Origin of the sequence: Microcoleus vaginatus PCC 9802, from assembly GCA_022701275.1 — a bacterium.
Taxonomy (GTDB): domain Bacteria; phylum Cyanobacteriota; class Cyanobacteriia; order Cyanobacteriales; family Microcoleaceae; genus Microcoleus; species Microcoleus vaginatus_A.
In genome coordinates this window covers 4,157,547-4,174,270 of sequence record CP031740.1, presented here as the reverse complement: position 1 = coordinate 4,174,270, position 16,724 = coordinate 4,157,547, and the positions used below count along the sequence as shown (strand labels likewise).

Here is a 16,724-nt window from a genome sequence, read left to right as displayed (position 1 = left end):
AATTCAGACTTTTGGCTAATTAACTGTATTTTTAAATACAGCTTGAATAAATTCAATTCTTAGCATAAATGGAATCCCCAAAGTAGGCTGCTCAAAATTCAAAATTCAAAACTATCGATCGCCAACTGCCAGTTTTTCTGATGCAGCCGATCGCAAATTTGCACTTTCTCAACTGCTAAATATTGCTGAAATTCTGGTTTCTCTATGCCGCTGCGCCACATTACCAGAGCATCTTCTCCGGTGTCTTCGTAGTACCGTTTCCGCCGTCCTGCCTCTTTAAACCCAAATTTTTGGTAAAGAGAAACTGCGGCTAAATTAGATTCCCGCACTTCTAAGGTTGCCCGTTCTAATTGTCTATAGTGAGCCTTTTTTAGTAAATCCCAAAGCAGAGCTTGTCCTAAACCCTGACCTTGAAAGCGAGGATGAATTGCCAAAATTGTAATATGAGCTTCTTCTAAAATTGCCCACAGGCAACCCAAACCGATCAGGGTTGGGGTAAGTGTTGAGTTCGGAGTTGCTGGCGAGGAGCTCTCAACACTCAGCGGTTTTGAGTTGAGAATGCTGTTCGGCTCGATCGACTCGAGTTCGCTGTCGAATCTTTCTGATTTGCCGACCTCGGTTTCGGATACCCACAAACCCAGTAAATCGCTGTTAGGACTGCCTAACTCGCGCCCATAGCCTTCTAAAGTCCACAGTCCGCCAAAACAGAGGCGATCGAGTTCGACTGCACTGTTGAGGTCTTCGGCGGCGAGATGTTTAATTTGTAGAAAACGCACGGCTGTAAATTGTACACTGGAAAACACAGTAGCGATTAGCTGTTTGTTGCTAGTTTTGAGTCATGACTCACAAGTCTCCAGACATTAGTCTACTGCCAACGACCAATGACTGCTGATTAATGACTGCCGACTGCTGACTGCTGATTAATGACTGCTGACTAATAACCTAGGATAGTTATTGCGCGATGGTATCAACTCAATCTTTCGGGGTCGAATCGGGACTTAAGTATCTGTCTGAGTCGAAGTCGGCCCTGCAAAATCGATCGCCCAATCAAGAACTGTTACCGCTGACAGCCAGTGTTAACAGCAGCGATCGGTTGGAAATCGGAGGCTGCGAGGTGACAGCTTTGGTGGAGCAATTTGGCTCGCCGTTGTACATTTTAGACGAAGAAACGCTACGGGCGACTTGTACCCAGTACCGGGATGCTTTTAAGCGTTACTATCCGGGCGAATCTCAAGTGCTCTATGCTTCTAAAGCTTGGAGTTGTTTGGCAGTTTGCGCGATCGCAGCTTCGGAAGGTTTAGGCATAGATGTCGTATCCGCCGGAGAAATCCACACTGCACTGCAAGCCGGCGTCAGCCCCGACAAAATCTACTTCCACGGTAACAACAAGTCCCGCGAGGAACTACACCTAGCTGTAGAAAGCGGCTGCATTACCGTAGCCGACAATTGGCGGGATTTAGAAACTCTAGCAGAGTTGGGAGAATTGGGTGTCAGCAGCAAAACCGGTGGGCCGACACGAATTATGGTGCGGTTTACTCCTGGAATTGAGTGTCACACCCACGAGTACATTCAGACGGGTCAAATCGACAGTAAATTTGGCTTCGATCCTAATTCGCTCGATCGAGTATTTACTTTCATCAGCCAACAGCCGTCGTTATTTTGCGTGGGAGTACACGCTCACATCGGCTCTCAGATTTTTGAACTGCAACCCCATGACGATTTAGCCGAAGTCATAGTTCAGGCCTTGACTAAAGCACAGAGTTATGGTTTGCCAGCAACAGAAATTAATATTGGCGGTGGGTTGGGCATTCGCTATACTGAAGCGGACGATCCTCCTAGCATTGAAGATTGGGCTCGTACGATTTGCAAGGCAGTGGTAGCAGCTTGCGAGCGGCAGCAATTGCCCTTGCCTAAATTGCTTTGCGAACCTGGTCGATCGCTCGTGGGTACAGCTTGCGTTACAGCTTATACCGTTGGCTCTAAAAAAGTCATTCCGGAAATGCGGACGTATATAGCTGTCGATGGCGGGATGTCGGACAATCCGCGTCCTATTACCTATCAATCAGTTTATCGAGTCCTCGCAGCCGGCAAAATGTCTGCTCCCTTAACGGAAACAGTGACAATTGCTGGGAAACACTGCGAATCAGGCGATGTTCTGATTAAAGATGCCAAATTGCCAGATTGTCGGGCCGGAGATATCCTAGCCGTTGCGGCTACAGGGGCATACAATTACAGCATGGCTTCTAACTACAACCGAGTGCCCCGACCGGCAGCGGTTTTAGTTAGAAATGGGGAAGTTAACACGATTATACAGCGGGAAACTTACCAGGATTTGCTGAGGCTTGACCGCCTTCCTGAACGACTCGGAGCTCAAAAGTTAAAAGTTAAAAGTTAAAAGTTAAAAGAAAGACAATCCATGTTTACTTAGTGATGATTGCCTTTTCACTTTTAACTTTTGCCTTGTTCAGTCACGCGATTAGATTGACACTCCCCGGTCTAAAAACACGGGGATTTTCAGCATATTCCTTATAACAACTGTTCATGGTTCATGGGTTCGAGTGCATCACGGTTCGCGGTTCACAGGCGGTAGCGTTCGATGAACCATGAACAATCAACAATCTGGCTTTGACTTGACCCTCGTTCAGTCCTTATTGATTCAAGGGATCGATATTGGACTGGTTTTTGCCCTTGCGTATTTGGTGCTCGTCATTGTTGGCGAGCGCAGAACGCTGTGGATGGTACGGGGATTTATTATTTTGATGCTGGCGGCGGCGGTGAGCAACTGGGCTGGATTGAGGCTATTGCACGTTGCCCTTAACAGCTTGGTGACTGGTTCGGCTGTGGCAATGGCGGTAATATTGCAGTCGGAGTTTCGCCGATTTCTGGAACAATTGGGTCGGGGGGAATTTCGGCAATTGTTTGGACGCGATCGCCGACCCACTCCCGAACCGGACAGCGTAATAGATGAAATTGTGGACGCAGTAAAAGAACTTTCACAAAACCGCACGGGCGCTTTACTAATTATAGAAACAGATTCTCCGATCGACGATCGAGATTTTTCGGTGCCGGGACTCAAGCTAAATGCTGAAGTTTCTAAAGAATTGTTGCAGACAATCTTTCAGCCGCAAACTTTGCTGCACGACGGAGCTGTTTTGATTCGAGGTTCGCGGATCGTTTCGGCGGGGGTAATTTTGCCTTTGTCTGATCGCAGCGCGTCGCGGCAGTTGGGAACCCGCCACCGGGCGGCGATGGGGATTACGGAACGGGTGCAAGCTTGCGTGTGCGTGGTAGTGTCGGAGGAAACGGGTTCTATTTCTTTAGCCCAGATGGGAACTTTAAATCGACCTTTGACTAGCAGCAAACTTAAGGAATTGCTGGAAGCAAAGCTGTTTCCGTCCGAGGGAGAAAGAGTTGTGGCTCCAATTCCGATCGGCAATCTCGGACGCCAGATAGGATTGAAGGGAGTGACGCTATTAAAACGGATACTGCGCCGTTAGTCGGGTAATCGGGAGAAACCATGAGTCAAGGAATTTGCTTGGAAAAGTTGCCGGAGGATCTGCAACAAGAACTACTGCCTAAGCACATAGCAGTGATTATGGACGGGAACGGGCGCTGGGCTAAGAATAAGGGGTTGCCGCGGATTGCGGGGCACCGCCGAGGAGCTAGCACTCTGAAGGAACTGCTGCGCTGCTGCAAAGATTGGGGGATTCCAGCTTTAACGGCCTATGCTTTTTCGACGGAGAATTGGGGGCGGCCGGCCGGAGAGGTGGATTTTTTAATGAGTTTGTTTGAGGGAAAGTTGCGGCAAGAATTGCGGGAGATGGTGGACGAGGACGTGCAAATTCAATTTATGGGGAATTTGCAGGCTTTGCCGAAGTCTTTGCAAGCGGAAATCGAGCGTTCTGTGACGGCCACTCAGCATAATCAGGGGATTTTGTTTACGGTGGCGACGAATTACGGGGGGCGTCAGGAGATTGTACAAGCTTGTCGGGCGATCGCCACTCAGGTGAAAGAGGGCAAGTTGCAGCCGGAGGAGATTGATGAGGTTTTATTTAAACGCTATTTGTATACTGCTGATGTTTGTGACCCGGATTTGCTGATCCGGACGAGTGGGGAAATGCGGTTGAGCAATTTTCTACTATGGCAAATGGCTTATTCGGAAATTTACATTACTGAGACGCTATGGCCGGATTTTGATCGATCGGAGTTTCACCGCGCTTTGTCTGATTATCAGAAGCGCAGCCGCCGATTTGGCAAAGTGTAACGATTTTGGATTTTGGATTTTAGATTTTAGATTTTTTGGTTGATTTTTCAGTTTCCAAGTAGGTGTGGATTCTGAGGGAGCATCTCCCTGAAAGTAAAAAACGTTTTTATGACCTGCGAGCGTCCCGCACAGCACAATACAGCAAGCGGGACGCTCGCACTCCCATGTAAATGCTTGCAGGCTTGATGCTCCTGATTCTCACCTGGATTCCCCATCTAAAATCTAATACCAATTTCACTCATGTCCTGCTCAACATAACCATTTTAGATTGGAGGACAAATATCAAATCTCAAATATCAAATCTCACATCTCACATCAAATTAGGGGCCGGAGAAAACGGCAGCTTCAATATCCTGACGCGAGAGGGAGTATTTGAAGGCTCGGTGAATATCTTGGCCGTCGGCTCCAGCATCGATGTAACGGATGGTGAGTTGGTCAATATCGAGGGAGAGTTCTGCTTTCCAGGTAGGTCGATCAATCTGCCAGCAGTGGAGTTCTCGCCGGTCTTGCTGGCAGCCGCGGCTTTTTAGCCACTGCTCGATTTCCGGCAGCGGATGGTTGTACAAAGGAGTGTCAGCGGAAGGAAGAGTCATGAGATTTTAGATTTTAGATTTTAGATTTTAGATTGGGGATTTCCGATTGAGGATTGGAGATGGGGGATTTGAGGCTTTAATTGCCGCGAATTAAGCCGATCGTGATCGCCAGTAGCAAACATCCGATTAAGCTAGCTCCCATGATAAACAGAGCGAACATTTCTCCGGGGGAAAGAGGTCGATCCGTGGGATCTAGGTAAGCGGAGTTGTAAGTTTTTTTGCCCGAGCCCGAAACGGGAGTATTGAAGCCTGGGGGCGGCCCCATCACGTTCAGGCGAGAATAGCCTATTTTGAGGTCGTAGGCGAGGCGACGTTCTGGGTTGCTGAGGGTGGCGTAGGCGTTGTTGAGCTGCTGAAATTTGGCAGTGGCGACTGCGGGCGGCAGGTCGGTGGTATCGGGATGGTAGAGTTTGCTCAGTTCCCGGTACGATCGCCGAATTTCGATCGCTGAGGCTGAAGGATGCAGCCCTAACAAGCTGTAATGAGTGGAACCCAAGGGGGTTTTGCCGGGTATTGTCTGACTTTTGCTGTTTGCCGTTCCCTCGTTAGGAGTCACCTAAGCGCCTCTGGGCTTGTTGTGAATAGTTTTTGATTATTTTAGCTCAGAGTTGAGGGTAGCGCCACTGTCTGCTATGTCGAGGGGTGTTCGCGTGCGATAAGCGGCGGCAACTAACATCAAATTCAGCACCAAGATATTCCTGCCGTCCGCTTCATCGATTTGTGATGCCACTTACTGCGCGTTTGATATTCCTGACTCACCGATCGATCGGATAAGCTGATTTTGCCAGAACCTTTTCTCGACACTGCGGATATTTTCTGCAGATCTCAGTTTATCCAAGTAAAGCAGCAAATACTTTAATTCATCATCTGTCTCATCTCCCTCAAAGGGGTTTACTCGCACCCGATTGCCATAGCTGCGCTCCCACTTTTGAGGCGTATCATCCACTGCAATGATTGACTCTAGACGATACCCTTTGCGCTTAACCTTTTTTAGATTTTTGCGATTGTAATATTCAAACCACTCAGGATCGTAAGCAACTGTGCAACGCTCGCTTGCCCACACAAATGATAAAATTTTAGGATTTTCAAAGATGGCTGACACAATTGCGATCGCATAAGACGGCGTAGAAGATGTCCAAACTGCAACCTCAAACCAGTCTAGGCATTTTTTCAAAAATACATCAAGAAACGGTCGTTTGTAAATGTGATATGGCTCCACTAAAAAGTCAGCTTTCCGAGGGAAAGATGCTTCGGCAGCATAAATTAAAGTTTCATCAAGATCGAGAATCAATAGTTTTTTTAGATAATCCATAATCAAAAATCGTTCACCACTATGTCTAGGTCTACTCCCTATGCATAATTCCTTTAAACTATGAATCGCCCGATTCCCTAGGGGATAGCTTCGCTTCACGCAAATTTTGGACATCTTCAACGCTAAGCCCGGTAACTTGGCTGATCGTGGCATTATCTAGCTGTGAGAGTAATTGTCGAGCGATCGCGATCGCCTTTTCTCGCATCCCTTGTTCTATTCCTTCCTGAACAGCCTTAATAATCGCTCCCTGTTGGTCATAAATAAACTGTTCTCTTCTGTCCAAATCTTCCACTTCTTCCCGGCTTAACTTGGCTTGATTGGCAATATCAAAAGCTTGATGTATTTCCGGTATGCTATCCATTGTTTCTGGAACCGCTGTCAAACTTCTGGCATTTTTCATGAAATAAATCCATTTATCTGCTAAAGTTTCAAGTTGCTCCTGTCCTTTGGTAAACTTGGGCAACTCTACAAACACTAAATCCAGATCGTTTTCGGGATACGTAAAGTTTTTCGTGACTTCTTTGTACACAAATCTCGAAATCCATTCTTCGCTGTTAGCAAACATTTCAAAATCCGTAATTCTCAAAGCAATCACTGGCTTCAGCAATCGATATCCTTGTGCTGCTTCCAACTGAAAAGCATAAGTCTTTGCTGCATTGTACAAAACTCGCTTGCCAAAAGACTGGACGTTGAGCACTTCCATTTCAATAATTACTAAAGTGCCGTCGCTAAGTTTGGCTTTCACATCCAGATAACTATCTTTTAAGCCTTCAAGTTTGGGTGGTAGATTTGGGTTGATAATTTCTAAGTCTTGGATGGTGGGATTGCCTTCATAAATTAGAGCGTTGAGAAAGCTAATCAGAATGTCTTTGCTTTCTGAGGAACCGAAAATTTTTTTGAAGGCGTAATCGGTTTTTGGGTTGATAAATATCATGGTTGTCAGATGGGTGCTTTTCGACTATTAGTTTGGTGAGGAAGCAACCAGAATCGAACTCACTCAGACTGCTGATTTTGTTTCAGGCAAAGGCTTGACATCTTCTGGTAAATGTGCGTTAGCCATAGCCAGCACTGGCTCCTCGATACTGTGTTCGCCGTCGATCGGAAGTTGGCAAGAAATCAGTTCTGTGACGATGCGATCGCCCAGAACATCTTCCCAATCCTGCAACTGTTCTCTGGCTTTGATCGGTGTATTGAGAGCCACGTCTACGCCCATTTGCTGAAGGTTGAGGCTGTGGGCGGCCGATCGGCGGTTGACACACTCCACCAGCCAAACGCTCAATCCGACTGCGGCCATCAAAGGCAAGACAATCCGATAATCGCGGGTTAATTCAAACATCAATAGGATGGCTGTCAGCGGTGCTCTGGCGCTGCCGGCGAGGACGGCGGCCATTCCCACCATTGCGTAGGCGGGAGGGCCGGCGACTCGATCGCTCATTGCCGGCAGCATTTCCAAAAAGAGGCCGTAAGCCGAACCCAGGGAAGCTCCCAAAAACATCGCCGGAGCGAAGATACCGCCCACTAAACCGCTGCCGAGGCTGATTGCGGTCATCGCCAGTTTGACAAACAGCAGCAGGAGCAGCAAAGGCAAGGAAAATTTAACATCTTGGAGCATTGCTTGGACTGTTTCGTAGCCGACACCCAAAATTTGAGGAAATTGCAGGGCGACTAAGCCGACGCAGGCCCCGCCGAGGATGGGGTGCAGCGGCCGGGGCAGTCGTCCGAGCCAAGCAAATCCTCGGACTTTTCCTTGAAAACAGCCATCGGCTAATTGAATTGCTTCTGTGTAGGCTAGAGACACTCCGCTCGCCAAAAGTCCCAATCCCATGTACAGAGGCAGTTCTAGGGGGCTGCGGACATCGTATATCGGCAAAGAAAAGGCCGGCTGAGCTCCCAAGCAGATTTGAGCGATGAGCGCGGAAACTACGGCGGAGAGCAAGACAACGCTGACTGACGAAGTTGCGAAGGTGCTGCCGAGCACGACTTCTAAAGCAAAGAACACTCCGGCGATGGGAGAGTTAAACCCGGCAGATAAACCTGCTGCTGCTCCGGCGCCGAGGAGCAAGCGCTGCCGTTCTGGGGAAAGCTGCAAAACTTGAGCCAGCAGCATTCCGAAGTTAGCGCCGATTTCGACGCTGGGGGCTTCCGGGCCCAGGGAGGCGCCGGTGCCGAGGGAAACTGAGGCTGCCACCATTTTGGTGATGGGTTTGAGGGGGGAGAGTTCTTGCAGCCCGCGGGTGGCTGCAATTAAGGAAGACATATTCGGGCCAAAATCCCGAAACCGCCAGCGCATCAGCCCGATGATGACTCCGCCGAGGGTGGGAATGCAGGCTAGCGTCCAAGAGCCTTTCGAGGCGATCGCACCCATGAAGTCTTCCAGCATCAGGCTGTGAATGAAGTGGATGAGATAGTGAAAAGTGACGACGCCTGCACCAGTAACTCCCCCGATGACTAGGGAGAGGATGAGCAGGAGGGTTTCTGGGCTGGGGTGCAGGCGCTTGAATAGCGGGCTGAGGCTGGAGGCTTGGGGAGTTGCTGCGGTTGGCCCGGGTGGCGGCAGATCCACAGGAGGGGTGGCTCTCATTTAGCGGTTAATTCTTCTGTGAGAAGTTAGATAAATATTACATTTTATTTCTTATTTTAATTGTGAGTGATTTTAGGGGAATTGACAAGTTAATTAAGGCGTATTTTAGGGGGGGACTTTTTGGGCGGGCGGCTGGTGTAGAATGACTGATTCTGAGGAGCGGCGGATTTTAGGTCATTGTATACTCAGTTACATTCAAACTTAGATAGTCTCTCGCGATAATGCTAATTAACTCTATTTACAGTGTTGGGGTTTAGGGCGATCGCATGAGTGAACTTGCAATATCATATAACTCAGTGAAACACAACATTCCGATTAAAGAATTGGCGATTTGAGGCTTTACCTTAAAACCACTAATGTCAAACCACAAATCTCAAATCTCAAATCCCTTGATCGCGCATAATATCACATCGGTTGTTGAGTAGGCGGGATTCTTGGTCTGGGTTTGGCGATCGACATTAGCGGATCGCCGATGGTGGCGACTTTCCATGGAGGGGATTCTAGCTGGCGTGCTGCGATTAAAAAGGGTGATCCTCGCTTCAGGCGATCGACCATTAATTTAGGTGGAATAAATGCCGATAAAAAAGGTTCGTTGACGCTGCCGACATAGGCGTAAGCACCATTTACTAACCACCGTCCGGCAACGGTGTTTGTGTCATCTGGGGCGGCTGCTGACCAACTGTGAATCATGTGGATTGCTGCCGGAAATTGGAGTTTTGGTATGTCCTCAACTGAAGCGTCGCCGTTGCCGACTTGGAATGATTTTGGATAGCCTTTGGAATTCATTAATATTAAGTCAAATGTCCACGGTTTTGAGGCTAAACTCCGCCACTTTTCCAAGCTAGATTCGGGTTTCTGCACTACTTCGACATTCAAACCTATGGTTTTTAGTCCGCTAGCTGCTTCCTCCATTTCATATTTTCCCCAATTTCCTTCCTTGGGGTAACTGTCATAAAGCAGGGCGGTTTCGGTATCGAGAAATAAGGCGCACATGGCTTGATAGATCGATCGCACCTCGGAACCGTAAATCCAGCCGACCGCCGCCCAGCGTTCGCCGTTGGGGTGTCGTCCCAAACCGTCGGTAACGGCTAGTTGTTCGTCGGGTTTTTCAGGAGATTGATATTTGACTGCTAGTTGGCGTACAATAGTTATTGTGTCGAGCGGGTCTGCGAGTTGAGAGTAAAAATATCCGGTTGATTCGACGGCTTTTGTAACTGCTAGTTGCAGATTTTTCCACTGTGTGTTATTGAGGGTATCGTTTGGTTTTCCGAAGTTGCCTTCTAGAAATACTAAAGGTTGACCGTGAGCGGCTGCTAAGGCAACTGCTGCTGAGCGTGCAGCATCGTTTTCTGATGTGATTACTACTCCTGGGGGTTCCCAGCCGAGTTGCTTCCATTGTGCTTTTAAGGTTTGAGTATCGGTGGCCTTCCAAGCTGCTGCTGAGGCGTTCAGCATTAATTGTTGGAGTTTTTGATTTTTTGGCAGTTGCTGTTTGATGCTTGGCAAACGCACTATTTCTTCGGGTTGAAAGCGCTGCACAAACATCGGCGTATATTTTTTGTCTTCGATGAGAATAGGCCAGTTTCCTTTGAGATTCCATTTTTGGATTGCTGCTAAGAATGTGGCTTCGTCTGGTACTAAAACTAGGCGATTGACTGTTGGTATGTTGTCGCGGAGGATGGCTGCTCGGAGGCCTGTTTGGATGGGCCAGGGTTCTTGTTTGGCTGAGGCGGGAAGTTGAAAGGGTTTTTTGAAAAGGCGATCGCATCCGACACCGATTATTGCTAAGCTTACAATAAGTGCGATCGTCAGGAATTTAAATTTTAACTGTTTTTTCATAAGGTAAGGGGAAGGGGAAGGGCAGGGAAGCAAAACACTGGATTATAAATATGAGCAATTCTGTAAATATTTTTAGGGGCTGCGAGCGGATTTTCCGAGAAATACAACAGAGAAAACTTGTAAGTGCGCTCAAACTGACAACTTTTAGCATTATCGCCTTAACAGGTACAGGTTTGATAACTTTTGCAGCCAACATTTCCTCAGTGAAGCATCGAGTCCGACATTTGCTTGTAGCGAGAGAATGCCGGAACTGCTATCTCTCAGGCGCTAATTTGAGTGGTGTTTTTCTCGAAGGCGTTAATTTAGAAAATGCTAACCTTAAAGATGCCAATTTGTGGAGTGCCAATCTGGTAAATGCTAATTTAAAACAAGCAAATTTGCGTGGGGTCTACCTGATCCGCAGCAATTTGGTAGGGGCGAATTTGGAGGATAGCAATCTAGAAAATGCCTTTCTAGAGGATGCTTATTTGGCAGCTAATAATTTGAAAAATGCCAATTTAAAAGGTGCTTTCATGAAAGGGACTTTTCTGGTCAATGCTAACTTGGAGGGCGCGAATTTGGAAGGGGCGAATCTATGGATGGCAAACCTAGAAGATGCTAATTTAAAGGGTGCTAATTTGAGGAATGCTTTGCTGCTTAGTACCAATTTGGCAGGAGCGAATTTAAAGGGGGCGATTATGCCTGACGGAACAAAGCATGAATAATTTTCTGGTTGATTCCTGTTAATAGATTCCGGGAATTAGTTTTTTAACTCGCTGGCGGTATTCTGAATAGGCTGGATATTTTTTGGTTAACCAGGCTTCTTCTCGGTTGGCTTTGATCTCGAAAAGTATTATTAATAGTGCGCTGGCTATTAAGTGGGATAGGCTCATTTGAAAAAGTGTCCAGCCCAGGGTCGCTAAAATTAAGCCGCTGTATAATGGATGCCGCACTATTCCGTAAATGCCTGTTTGGACTAATTCTCCGTTTTCTCTGGGATACGGTAAAGGTGTGAGATTTTTTCCTAAGTCTATCAATGCTTTGATGATGAAAATTAATCCGCTTAAGCCGAGAATACTGGCCAGAAACCAGATAATATAAAGTAATTGAGTTGATTGAATTTTTAATCCTGGCAGTTGATAAACTGGTAATATTACAAATCCTGTGAGCAATCCTCCTTGAAGCAAAACTAAATATTCGCCGCGGCTGTTATTGCGCCAGCCTTCGCGTGTGAAACCCCAATCAGTTAAGATTTTCATAGTAAGACGAAGAAGGAACAAGGAAGAAGGAAGAGGGAAGAGGGAAGAGGGAAACGAACTGTAGGTTGGGTAGAACTTGGGTTTCGTTCTACCCAACCTACAGGATATTTACAGTCAACAGTCAACAGTGAACGGTGAACAATTAACAAATTTATTCTAGCCAGGGACGAGTCATTAGTTCTAGTTGGTTGACTTCATCTTGGCTTAAACTCCAGCCTAATGCGCCGGCGTTTTCTTGGGCTTGTTTTGCAGTTTTGGCGCCGGGAATAGGGATTACTTTGTTTTGAGCTATTAACCAGTTTAGGGCAACTTGGGCGGGAGTTCGATCGCGCTTTTTGCCCATTTTCCGCAGGGTGGACATGACTAATTCGATTTTTTCGATGCCGCTTTTACTGAAGCGGGAGTCCATTTTGCGGGCTCCTGTGGGTTGTTCTTGGGCTGTGTATTTGCCGGTAAGCAATCCTTGGGCTAAGGGGCTGTACGCTAAAATAGTAACTCCCAATTCGCGGGCTGCACTCAAAATTCCTTGTTTTTCTACTTGCCGCGACAGCAATGAGTAGCGGACTTGATTTGTTGCTAGGGGAACGCCTCTGGCTGCTAGTATTTTGTGGGCTTGGCGCATCTGTTCTACTGAATAGTTGCTGACTCCTACTGCTTGAATTCTGCCTTGTTTTACTTCATCCGCTAAGGCGTTCATCAGGGTTTCTTGACTCAGTAAAAAAGTGAAGGGCCAGTGCACTTGGTAGAGGGCTATTTGTTCTACTTGCAAGCGTTTTAAGCTGGCACTCAAAGCGTCGGAAACTGATTTTCCTGTAATCCGCCAAGGTACGGGGCCGAATTTTGTGGCTATTTGCACGGGTTGGGTGGTTTTTTTGAGAAACTGCCCCAGTAATTCTTCTGACAAGCCGTTACCGTAGACTTCGGCTGTGTCGAAAAAGTTGACTCCGCTGTCTAAGGATGTTTTGAATGCGGCTTCGACTTCGGCGGCGCCGTAGTTGCTGCCGTAGTTCCAAAATAGTTTGTCGCCCCAAGCCCAAGTTCCGACGCACAGGGGAATGACGGCTGGGCCATTTTGTCCTAGGGTAATGGTTGTCACGGTTGGTAAATCCACAATTCTTTATTGTCTATTATTTTTCTATAAATAGTCGCGATCGAGCTTCTAGCCTGGGGAGGAATGGCGGCTGGTGGCGGGTATCTCAGTTACTATAAATGCTGATGCTGTGTTTATTTGAATAGTTATGTCGATCGACCGTTTGCCAGATTCAAGATTAACAGATTCCGCGACTCCTGCCCTCAAGAGAGTTTCCCTCCTGACTATGTTCCGGTTGGGTTTGTTTCAGATGGGATTGGGCATGATGTCGATTTTGACGCTGGGGGTGCTCAATCGCATCATGATTAAGGAGTTGGCGATTCCGGCTACTGTGGTGGCTGGTACGCTGGCCATGCACCAGTTTGTCGCGCCCGCTAGGGTGTGGTTTGGGCAAATGTCTGATGCTAAGCCTTTGTTTGGCCATCACCGCACGGGTTATGTGTGGGTAGGAAGCGTTTTGTTTGTGATTTCTGCTTTTTTGGCGGTACAGGTGATGTGGCGCTTGGGCAGCAGTTTGGAGGCTGTGGGTTGGACGACTCCTACTTACGGTTGGGTGGGTTTGTTGGGTGTGATTTTTGCACTTTACGGTATTGCTATTTGTTCGAGTTCGACTCCTTTTGCTGCTTTGTTGGTGGATGTTTCCGATGAGGAGGATCGCTCGAAGTTGGTGGGTGTGGTGTGGTCGATGCTGATGGTTGGTATTATTATCGGGGCGATTATTAGCAGCGGTTTGCTGAAGCAAATTGATGGGGATGTGCCACGGGAAGTTTTGCAGGCTTCGATTAATGGTTTGTTTGTGAAGGTGCCGGCGCTTGTTTTGCTGTTGGTGGGGATTGCGACTTTTGGCGTTGAGAAAAAGTATTCGCGGTACAAAGCTCGATCGTCCGCAGTGAATCGAGAAGATAAAATTACTCTGGGAAGTGCGCTGCGGATTTTGACTGCTAGTCGCCAAACCGGTTTGTTTTTTACTTTCCTGCTGGTTATGACAATTTGCTTGTTTATGCAGGATGCGGTTTTGGAACCTTACGGCGGGGAAATTTTTAAGATGCCGATTTCGGAAACTACGCAGTTGAATGCTATTTATGGTACTGGTGTGCTTTTTGGTTTGAGCGCAACTGGTTTTTTAATTGTGCCACGCATTGGCAAGCAAAATACGATTAAGTTGGGCTGTTTGTCGGTGGCTGCTTGTTTTGGCTTGATTATTTTATCGGGGTTTACTGGTAATCCAATTGTGTTTAAGTCGGCTTTAATGTTGTTTGGTTTTGCTTCTGGAATTACGACGACGGGTGCGCTGAGTTTGATGTTGGATTTGACTGCTGCAGAAACTGCGGGGACTTTTATTGGTGCTTGGGGTTTGTCGCAGGCGATGGCGCGGGGTGTGGCGACGGTTAGCGGCGGTGCTATTTTGGATTTGGGCAGAAGTTTGTTTGGGGTGCCGATGTTGGCTTATGGGTTGGTGTTTGCTGTGCCGGCGGCGGGTATGATTCTGGCTGTTTGGCTGTTGGGTAGGGTGGATGTTGGGGAGTTTCAGGATAATGCTAAAAGTGCGATCGCAACTATTCTTGAAAATGACTTAGACTAATGTTTTGTCAGTTGGTCGGTGGCTTGTGGCAGTTGGCTTGTGGCAGTTGTTAGTTCCAATAATCAATAACCAATAACTAATAACCAATAACTAATGACTAATTTTTGGGATTCTATTTTAAGTTTTGCACGGGTTACTGTCGATAGAGTCGGACAGCAGTTGTTGCAAGATTTCGGTTCCGTGCAAGCGGCTGAGAAGGATGACGGGAGTTTAGTGACGAAATCCGATAATTGGGCGGATGCGGAGATTAGAAGTGCGATCGCATCTGCTTTCCCCACTCACGGGATTTTAAGTGAGGAGGGCGAACACGTTGTCCCCGATACTGAATGGTGCTGGGTTGTTGATCCTTTGGATGCTACGACTAATTTTGCTAGGGGAATTCCGATTTGGGGTATTTCTTTGGGTTTGTTGTATCGCGGAACTCCGGTTTTTGGCTGCGTGCATTTGCCGCCAATTAATCAGTCTTTCCACGGTTTTTTTGCACCTGATTTTGCTGGCGGCGTGTTTGACCATATGCCTCAAGGTGCGTTTTTAAACGGGCAGCCAATTCGGCCGACTGCTGATAAAATGAGCGGTAATCATTTTTTTAATTTGTGCTCGCGGAGTGTGGGAATCGGGCCTCATCTTCCGAGTAAAGTTCGGATGTTGGGCATGGCTAGTTACAATTTTTTGACTGTGGCTTCGGGTGTGGCTATGGGAGGGGTGGAAGCGACTCCGAAAATTTGGGATATTGCGGGGAGTTGGGTAATTGTGAAGGCTGCTGGTGCGGTTTGGTTGCCGCTGGAATCCCAGGGGATTTTTCCGCTGGAAGTGGGGAAGAATTACGGGAGGATTTCTTATCCGACTTTGGTGATGAATCGGCAGGAGTTGGTGTCGGTGTTTTTGCCGTTTGTGGAGGCTTGGAAGAAGAAAAAAATGGGGTGATTTGTGTGAAGCGAAGCTATCCCGTAGGAAATCGAACAATTATTAAATAAAACTGCAAGGCAGGCGTGACGGAGGAGTCTCCCACGCCTGCCGTGCTGTTTGGAAGAAATATACCGACCGATGACCGATGGTTCAAGTATGCCTACTCTTGTCTATTTCTGCCAATCTGCGATCGGGTGGTTTTGTTTTACGTAGATCGGGTGATGCGGTTTCGTACAATTTGTGGTAAGTTTTGAACTCGCTATTATATCTGAGAAATAAAATTATACCCGTTTTCAAGTAGAGGCACAAGGGAAAATAGATTTACTGGGGTGTTGGAAAAAGTAGATGAGTGGTATGGCTAGGTCGAAGAGTTAGCCTGTGGGAAGATACAAGAATAAACTTTGGAAGAAACTTGGAAAAGTCTGCGGTTTGCGATCGCACTAATCTCGATAGTACAATTTCAGGAATTCACCAGACGGATGATTTTCTAAGTGCAATTCTCAAGCGCGGCTACTCGTTTTAGCAGGTGCTGAGTCGGGATATCCGGTGAATGTCATGTTAATTTGGGGGTGAGAATAACAGTCAATCGACTACGATCGTAGCAATTTTGCCAGGCGATCGCACTTGATGCAGCCAGCGAAATAACAGATGCTGGAATTGGGACACAACATTGCTGTGTCCCTACTGCAAAATGAATTTATTGCTTCAGGCGATTAATTTTGAGAGCACATTAGACAACTTAGCACCTAGATTTTCAACAGAGTCCTGCTGTTTGGGATCTTTCATCGTACCGTCAGCATTAAATGCTTCAAAAGCTTGGGGAATTGCTTTCTGATCGGGGAGTACCAATACGTTAATATTCCCCAGGATCGATCGCAAATGAACCAATCCCCGCAAACCCCCTATTCCGCCTGGGGAAGCACTCATAATTACCGCTACTTTGCCAGTAAATGCCACCAATCCCGGTTCACCCGGTGCTGGGCGCGATACCCAATCGATCGCATTTTTCAACACAGGCGTAATTGAACTGTTATACTCGGGGGAAGCTATCAAAAACCCGTCATGCGCTACCATCAATTCCTTCAATTTACGGGCCTTTTCTGGCACTCCTTCTTTTGCTTCCAAATCTTCGTCAAATAGCGGCATCGGCAAATCGCGCAAATCTAAATATGTAACTTCTGCACCCGCCGCCGTAGCCCCAGCGGCCGCAACTTTTACCAGCAGTTTGTTATAGGATGCTTCGCGGGTACTTCCGGCAAATGCAAGTATTTTTGGTCTGTTTGTCATTGATTTTTTCCTGATTATTGCTTGCGCGTATA

At 47.3% G+C, this 16,724-nt stretch carries 16 protein-coding genes; 6 read left to right on the top strand and 10 right to left on the bottom strand.

Going from position 1 to position 16,724, the window contains the following annotated elements; all coding sequences use genetic code 11:
* Window positions 1-98: 98 nt before the first annotated feature.
* Window positions 99-776, bottom strand: a complete 678-nt coding sequence (gene rimI, locus D0A34_16950; GenBank protein ID UNU22341.1) for a ribosomal-protein-alanine N-acetyltransferase — start codon at window positions 774-776, stop codon at window positions 99-101.
* Between the two features lie 185 nt (window positions 777-961).
* On the opposite strand from rimI, the gene lysA reads away from it, so the two are divergent.
* From lysA to D0A34_16935, 3 genes are all read left to right on the top strand, one after another.
* Complete coding sequence (gene lysA, locus D0A34_16945) at window positions 962-2,395, top strand: diaminopimelate decarboxylase (protein ID UNU20336.1); 1,434 nt, start codon at window positions 962-964, stop codon at window positions 2,393-2,395.
* A 208-nt stretch (window positions 2,396-2,603) separates the two neighbouring features.
* Window positions 2,604-3,497, top strand: coding sequence for a TIGR00159 family protein (locus D0A34_16940; protein UNU20335.1), 894 nt, complete (start codon window positions 2,604-2,606; stop codon window positions 3,495-3,497).
* A 20-nt stretch (window positions 3,498-3,517) separates the two neighbouring features.
* A complete protein-coding gene (locus D0A34_16935; protein ID UNU20334.1) occupies window positions 3,518-4,264 on the top strand; it encodes an isoprenyl transferase in 747 nt (248 codons plus the stop codon).
* A gap of 320 nt (window positions 4,265-4,584) precedes the next feature.
* Here the strand turns inward: D0A34_16935 and D0A34_16930 are convergent, their stop codons facing one another.
* The 6 genes from D0A34_16930 to D0A34_16905 form a co-directional block, all read right to left on the bottom strand.
* Window positions 4,585-4,857 (bottom strand): DUF3143 domain-containing protein, encoded by a 273-nt coding sequence (locus tag D0A34_16930; GenBank protein ID UNU20333.1) that lies wholly within the window; start codon window positions 4,855-4,857, stop codon window positions 4,585-4,587.
* A gap of 76 nt (window positions 4,858-4,933) precedes the next feature.
* Window positions 4,934-5,413: a J domain-containing protein gene (locus D0A34_16925; protein ID UNU20332.1), complete on the bottom strand. Its 480-nt coding sequence runs from the start codon at window positions 5,411-5,413 to the stop codon at window positions 4,934-4,936.
* 174 nt (window positions 5,414-5,587) lie between these two features.
* Window positions 5,588-6,169 carry an NLI interacting domain protein gene (locus tag D0A34_16920; protein UNU20331.1) on the bottom strand — a complete coding sequence of 194 codons (582 nt, stop codon included), beginning with the start codon at window positions 6,167-6,169 and terminating at the stop codon, window positions 5,588-5,590.
* Between the two features lie 58 nt (window positions 6,170-6,227).
* Window positions 6,228-7,103: an Rpn family recombination-promoting nuclease/putative transposase gene (locus D0A34_16915; protein ID UNU20330.1), complete on the bottom strand. Its 876-nt coding sequence runs from the start codon at window positions 7,101-7,103 to the stop codon at window positions 6,228-6,230.
* A gap of 63 nt (window positions 7,104-7,166) precedes the next feature.
* Window positions 7,167-8,750 carry a chloride channel protein gene (locus D0A34_16910; GenBank protein UNU20329.1) on the bottom strand — a complete coding sequence of 528 codons (1,584 nt, stop codon included), beginning with the start codon at window positions 8,748-8,750 and terminating at the stop codon, window positions 7,167-7,169.
* A 405-nt stretch (window positions 8,751-9,155) separates the two neighbouring features.
* Window positions 9,156-10,589 carry a hypothetical protein gene (locus D0A34_16905; GenBank protein ID UNU20328.1) on the bottom strand — a complete coding sequence of 478 codons (1,434 nt, stop codon included), beginning with the start codon at window positions 10,587-10,589 and terminating at the stop codon, window positions 9,156-9,158.
* Between the two features lie 89 nt (window positions 10,590-10,678).
* Here D0A34_16905 and D0A34_16900 point away from each other — a divergent pair, with 89 nt between their 5' ends.
* Complete coding sequence (locus D0A34_16900; protein ID UNU22340.1) at window positions 10,679-11,293, top strand: pentapeptide repeat-containing protein; 615 nt, start codon at window positions 10,679-10,681, stop codon at window positions 11,291-11,293.
* Window positions 11,294-11,311: 18 nt separating this feature from the next.
* On the opposite strand, the gene D0A34_16895 is transcribed toward D0A34_16900, so the two are convergent.
* Both D0A34_16895 and D0A34_16890 read right to left on the bottom strand, forming a co-directional pair.
* The gene (locus D0A34_16895; protein ID UNU20327.1) at window positions 11,312-11,827 is read right to left on the bottom strand and encodes an isoprenylcysteine carboxylmethyltransferase family protein; all 516 of its coding nucleotides are present in this window, start codon (window positions 11,825-11,827) and stop codon (window positions 11,312-11,314) included.
* 151 nt (window positions 11,828-11,978) lie between these two features.
* Complete coding sequence (locus tag D0A34_16890) at window positions 11,979-12,923, bottom strand: aldo/keto reductase (protein UNU22339.1); 945 nt, start codon at window positions 12,921-12,923, stop codon at window positions 11,979-11,981.
* A gap of 142 nt (window positions 12,924-13,065) precedes the next feature.
* Here D0A34_16890 and D0A34_16885 point away from each other — a divergent pair, with 142 nt between their 5' ends.
* Both D0A34_16885 and D0A34_16880 read left to right on the top strand, forming a co-directional pair.
* Window positions 13,066-14,499, top strand: a complete 1,434-nt coding sequence (locus tag D0A34_16885) for an MFS transporter (GenBank protein ID UNU20326.1) — start codon at window positions 13,066-13,068, stop codon at window positions 14,497-14,499.
* Between the two features lie 93 nt (window positions 14,500-14,592).
* Window positions 14,593-15,423: an inositol monophosphatase gene (locus D0A34_16880; protein UNU20325.1), complete on the top strand. Its 831-nt coding sequence runs from the start codon at window positions 14,593-14,595 to the stop codon at window positions 15,421-15,423.
* 687 nt (window positions 15,424-16,110) lie between these two features.
* On the opposite strand, the gene D0A34_16875 is transcribed toward D0A34_16880, so the two are convergent.
* Window positions 16,111-16,692, bottom strand: coding sequence for an NADPH-dependent oxidoreductase (locus D0A34_16875; GenBank protein UNU20324.1), 582 nt, complete (start codon window positions 16,690-16,692; stop codon window positions 16,111-16,113).
* Window positions 16,693-16,724 lie beyond the last annotated feature (32 nt).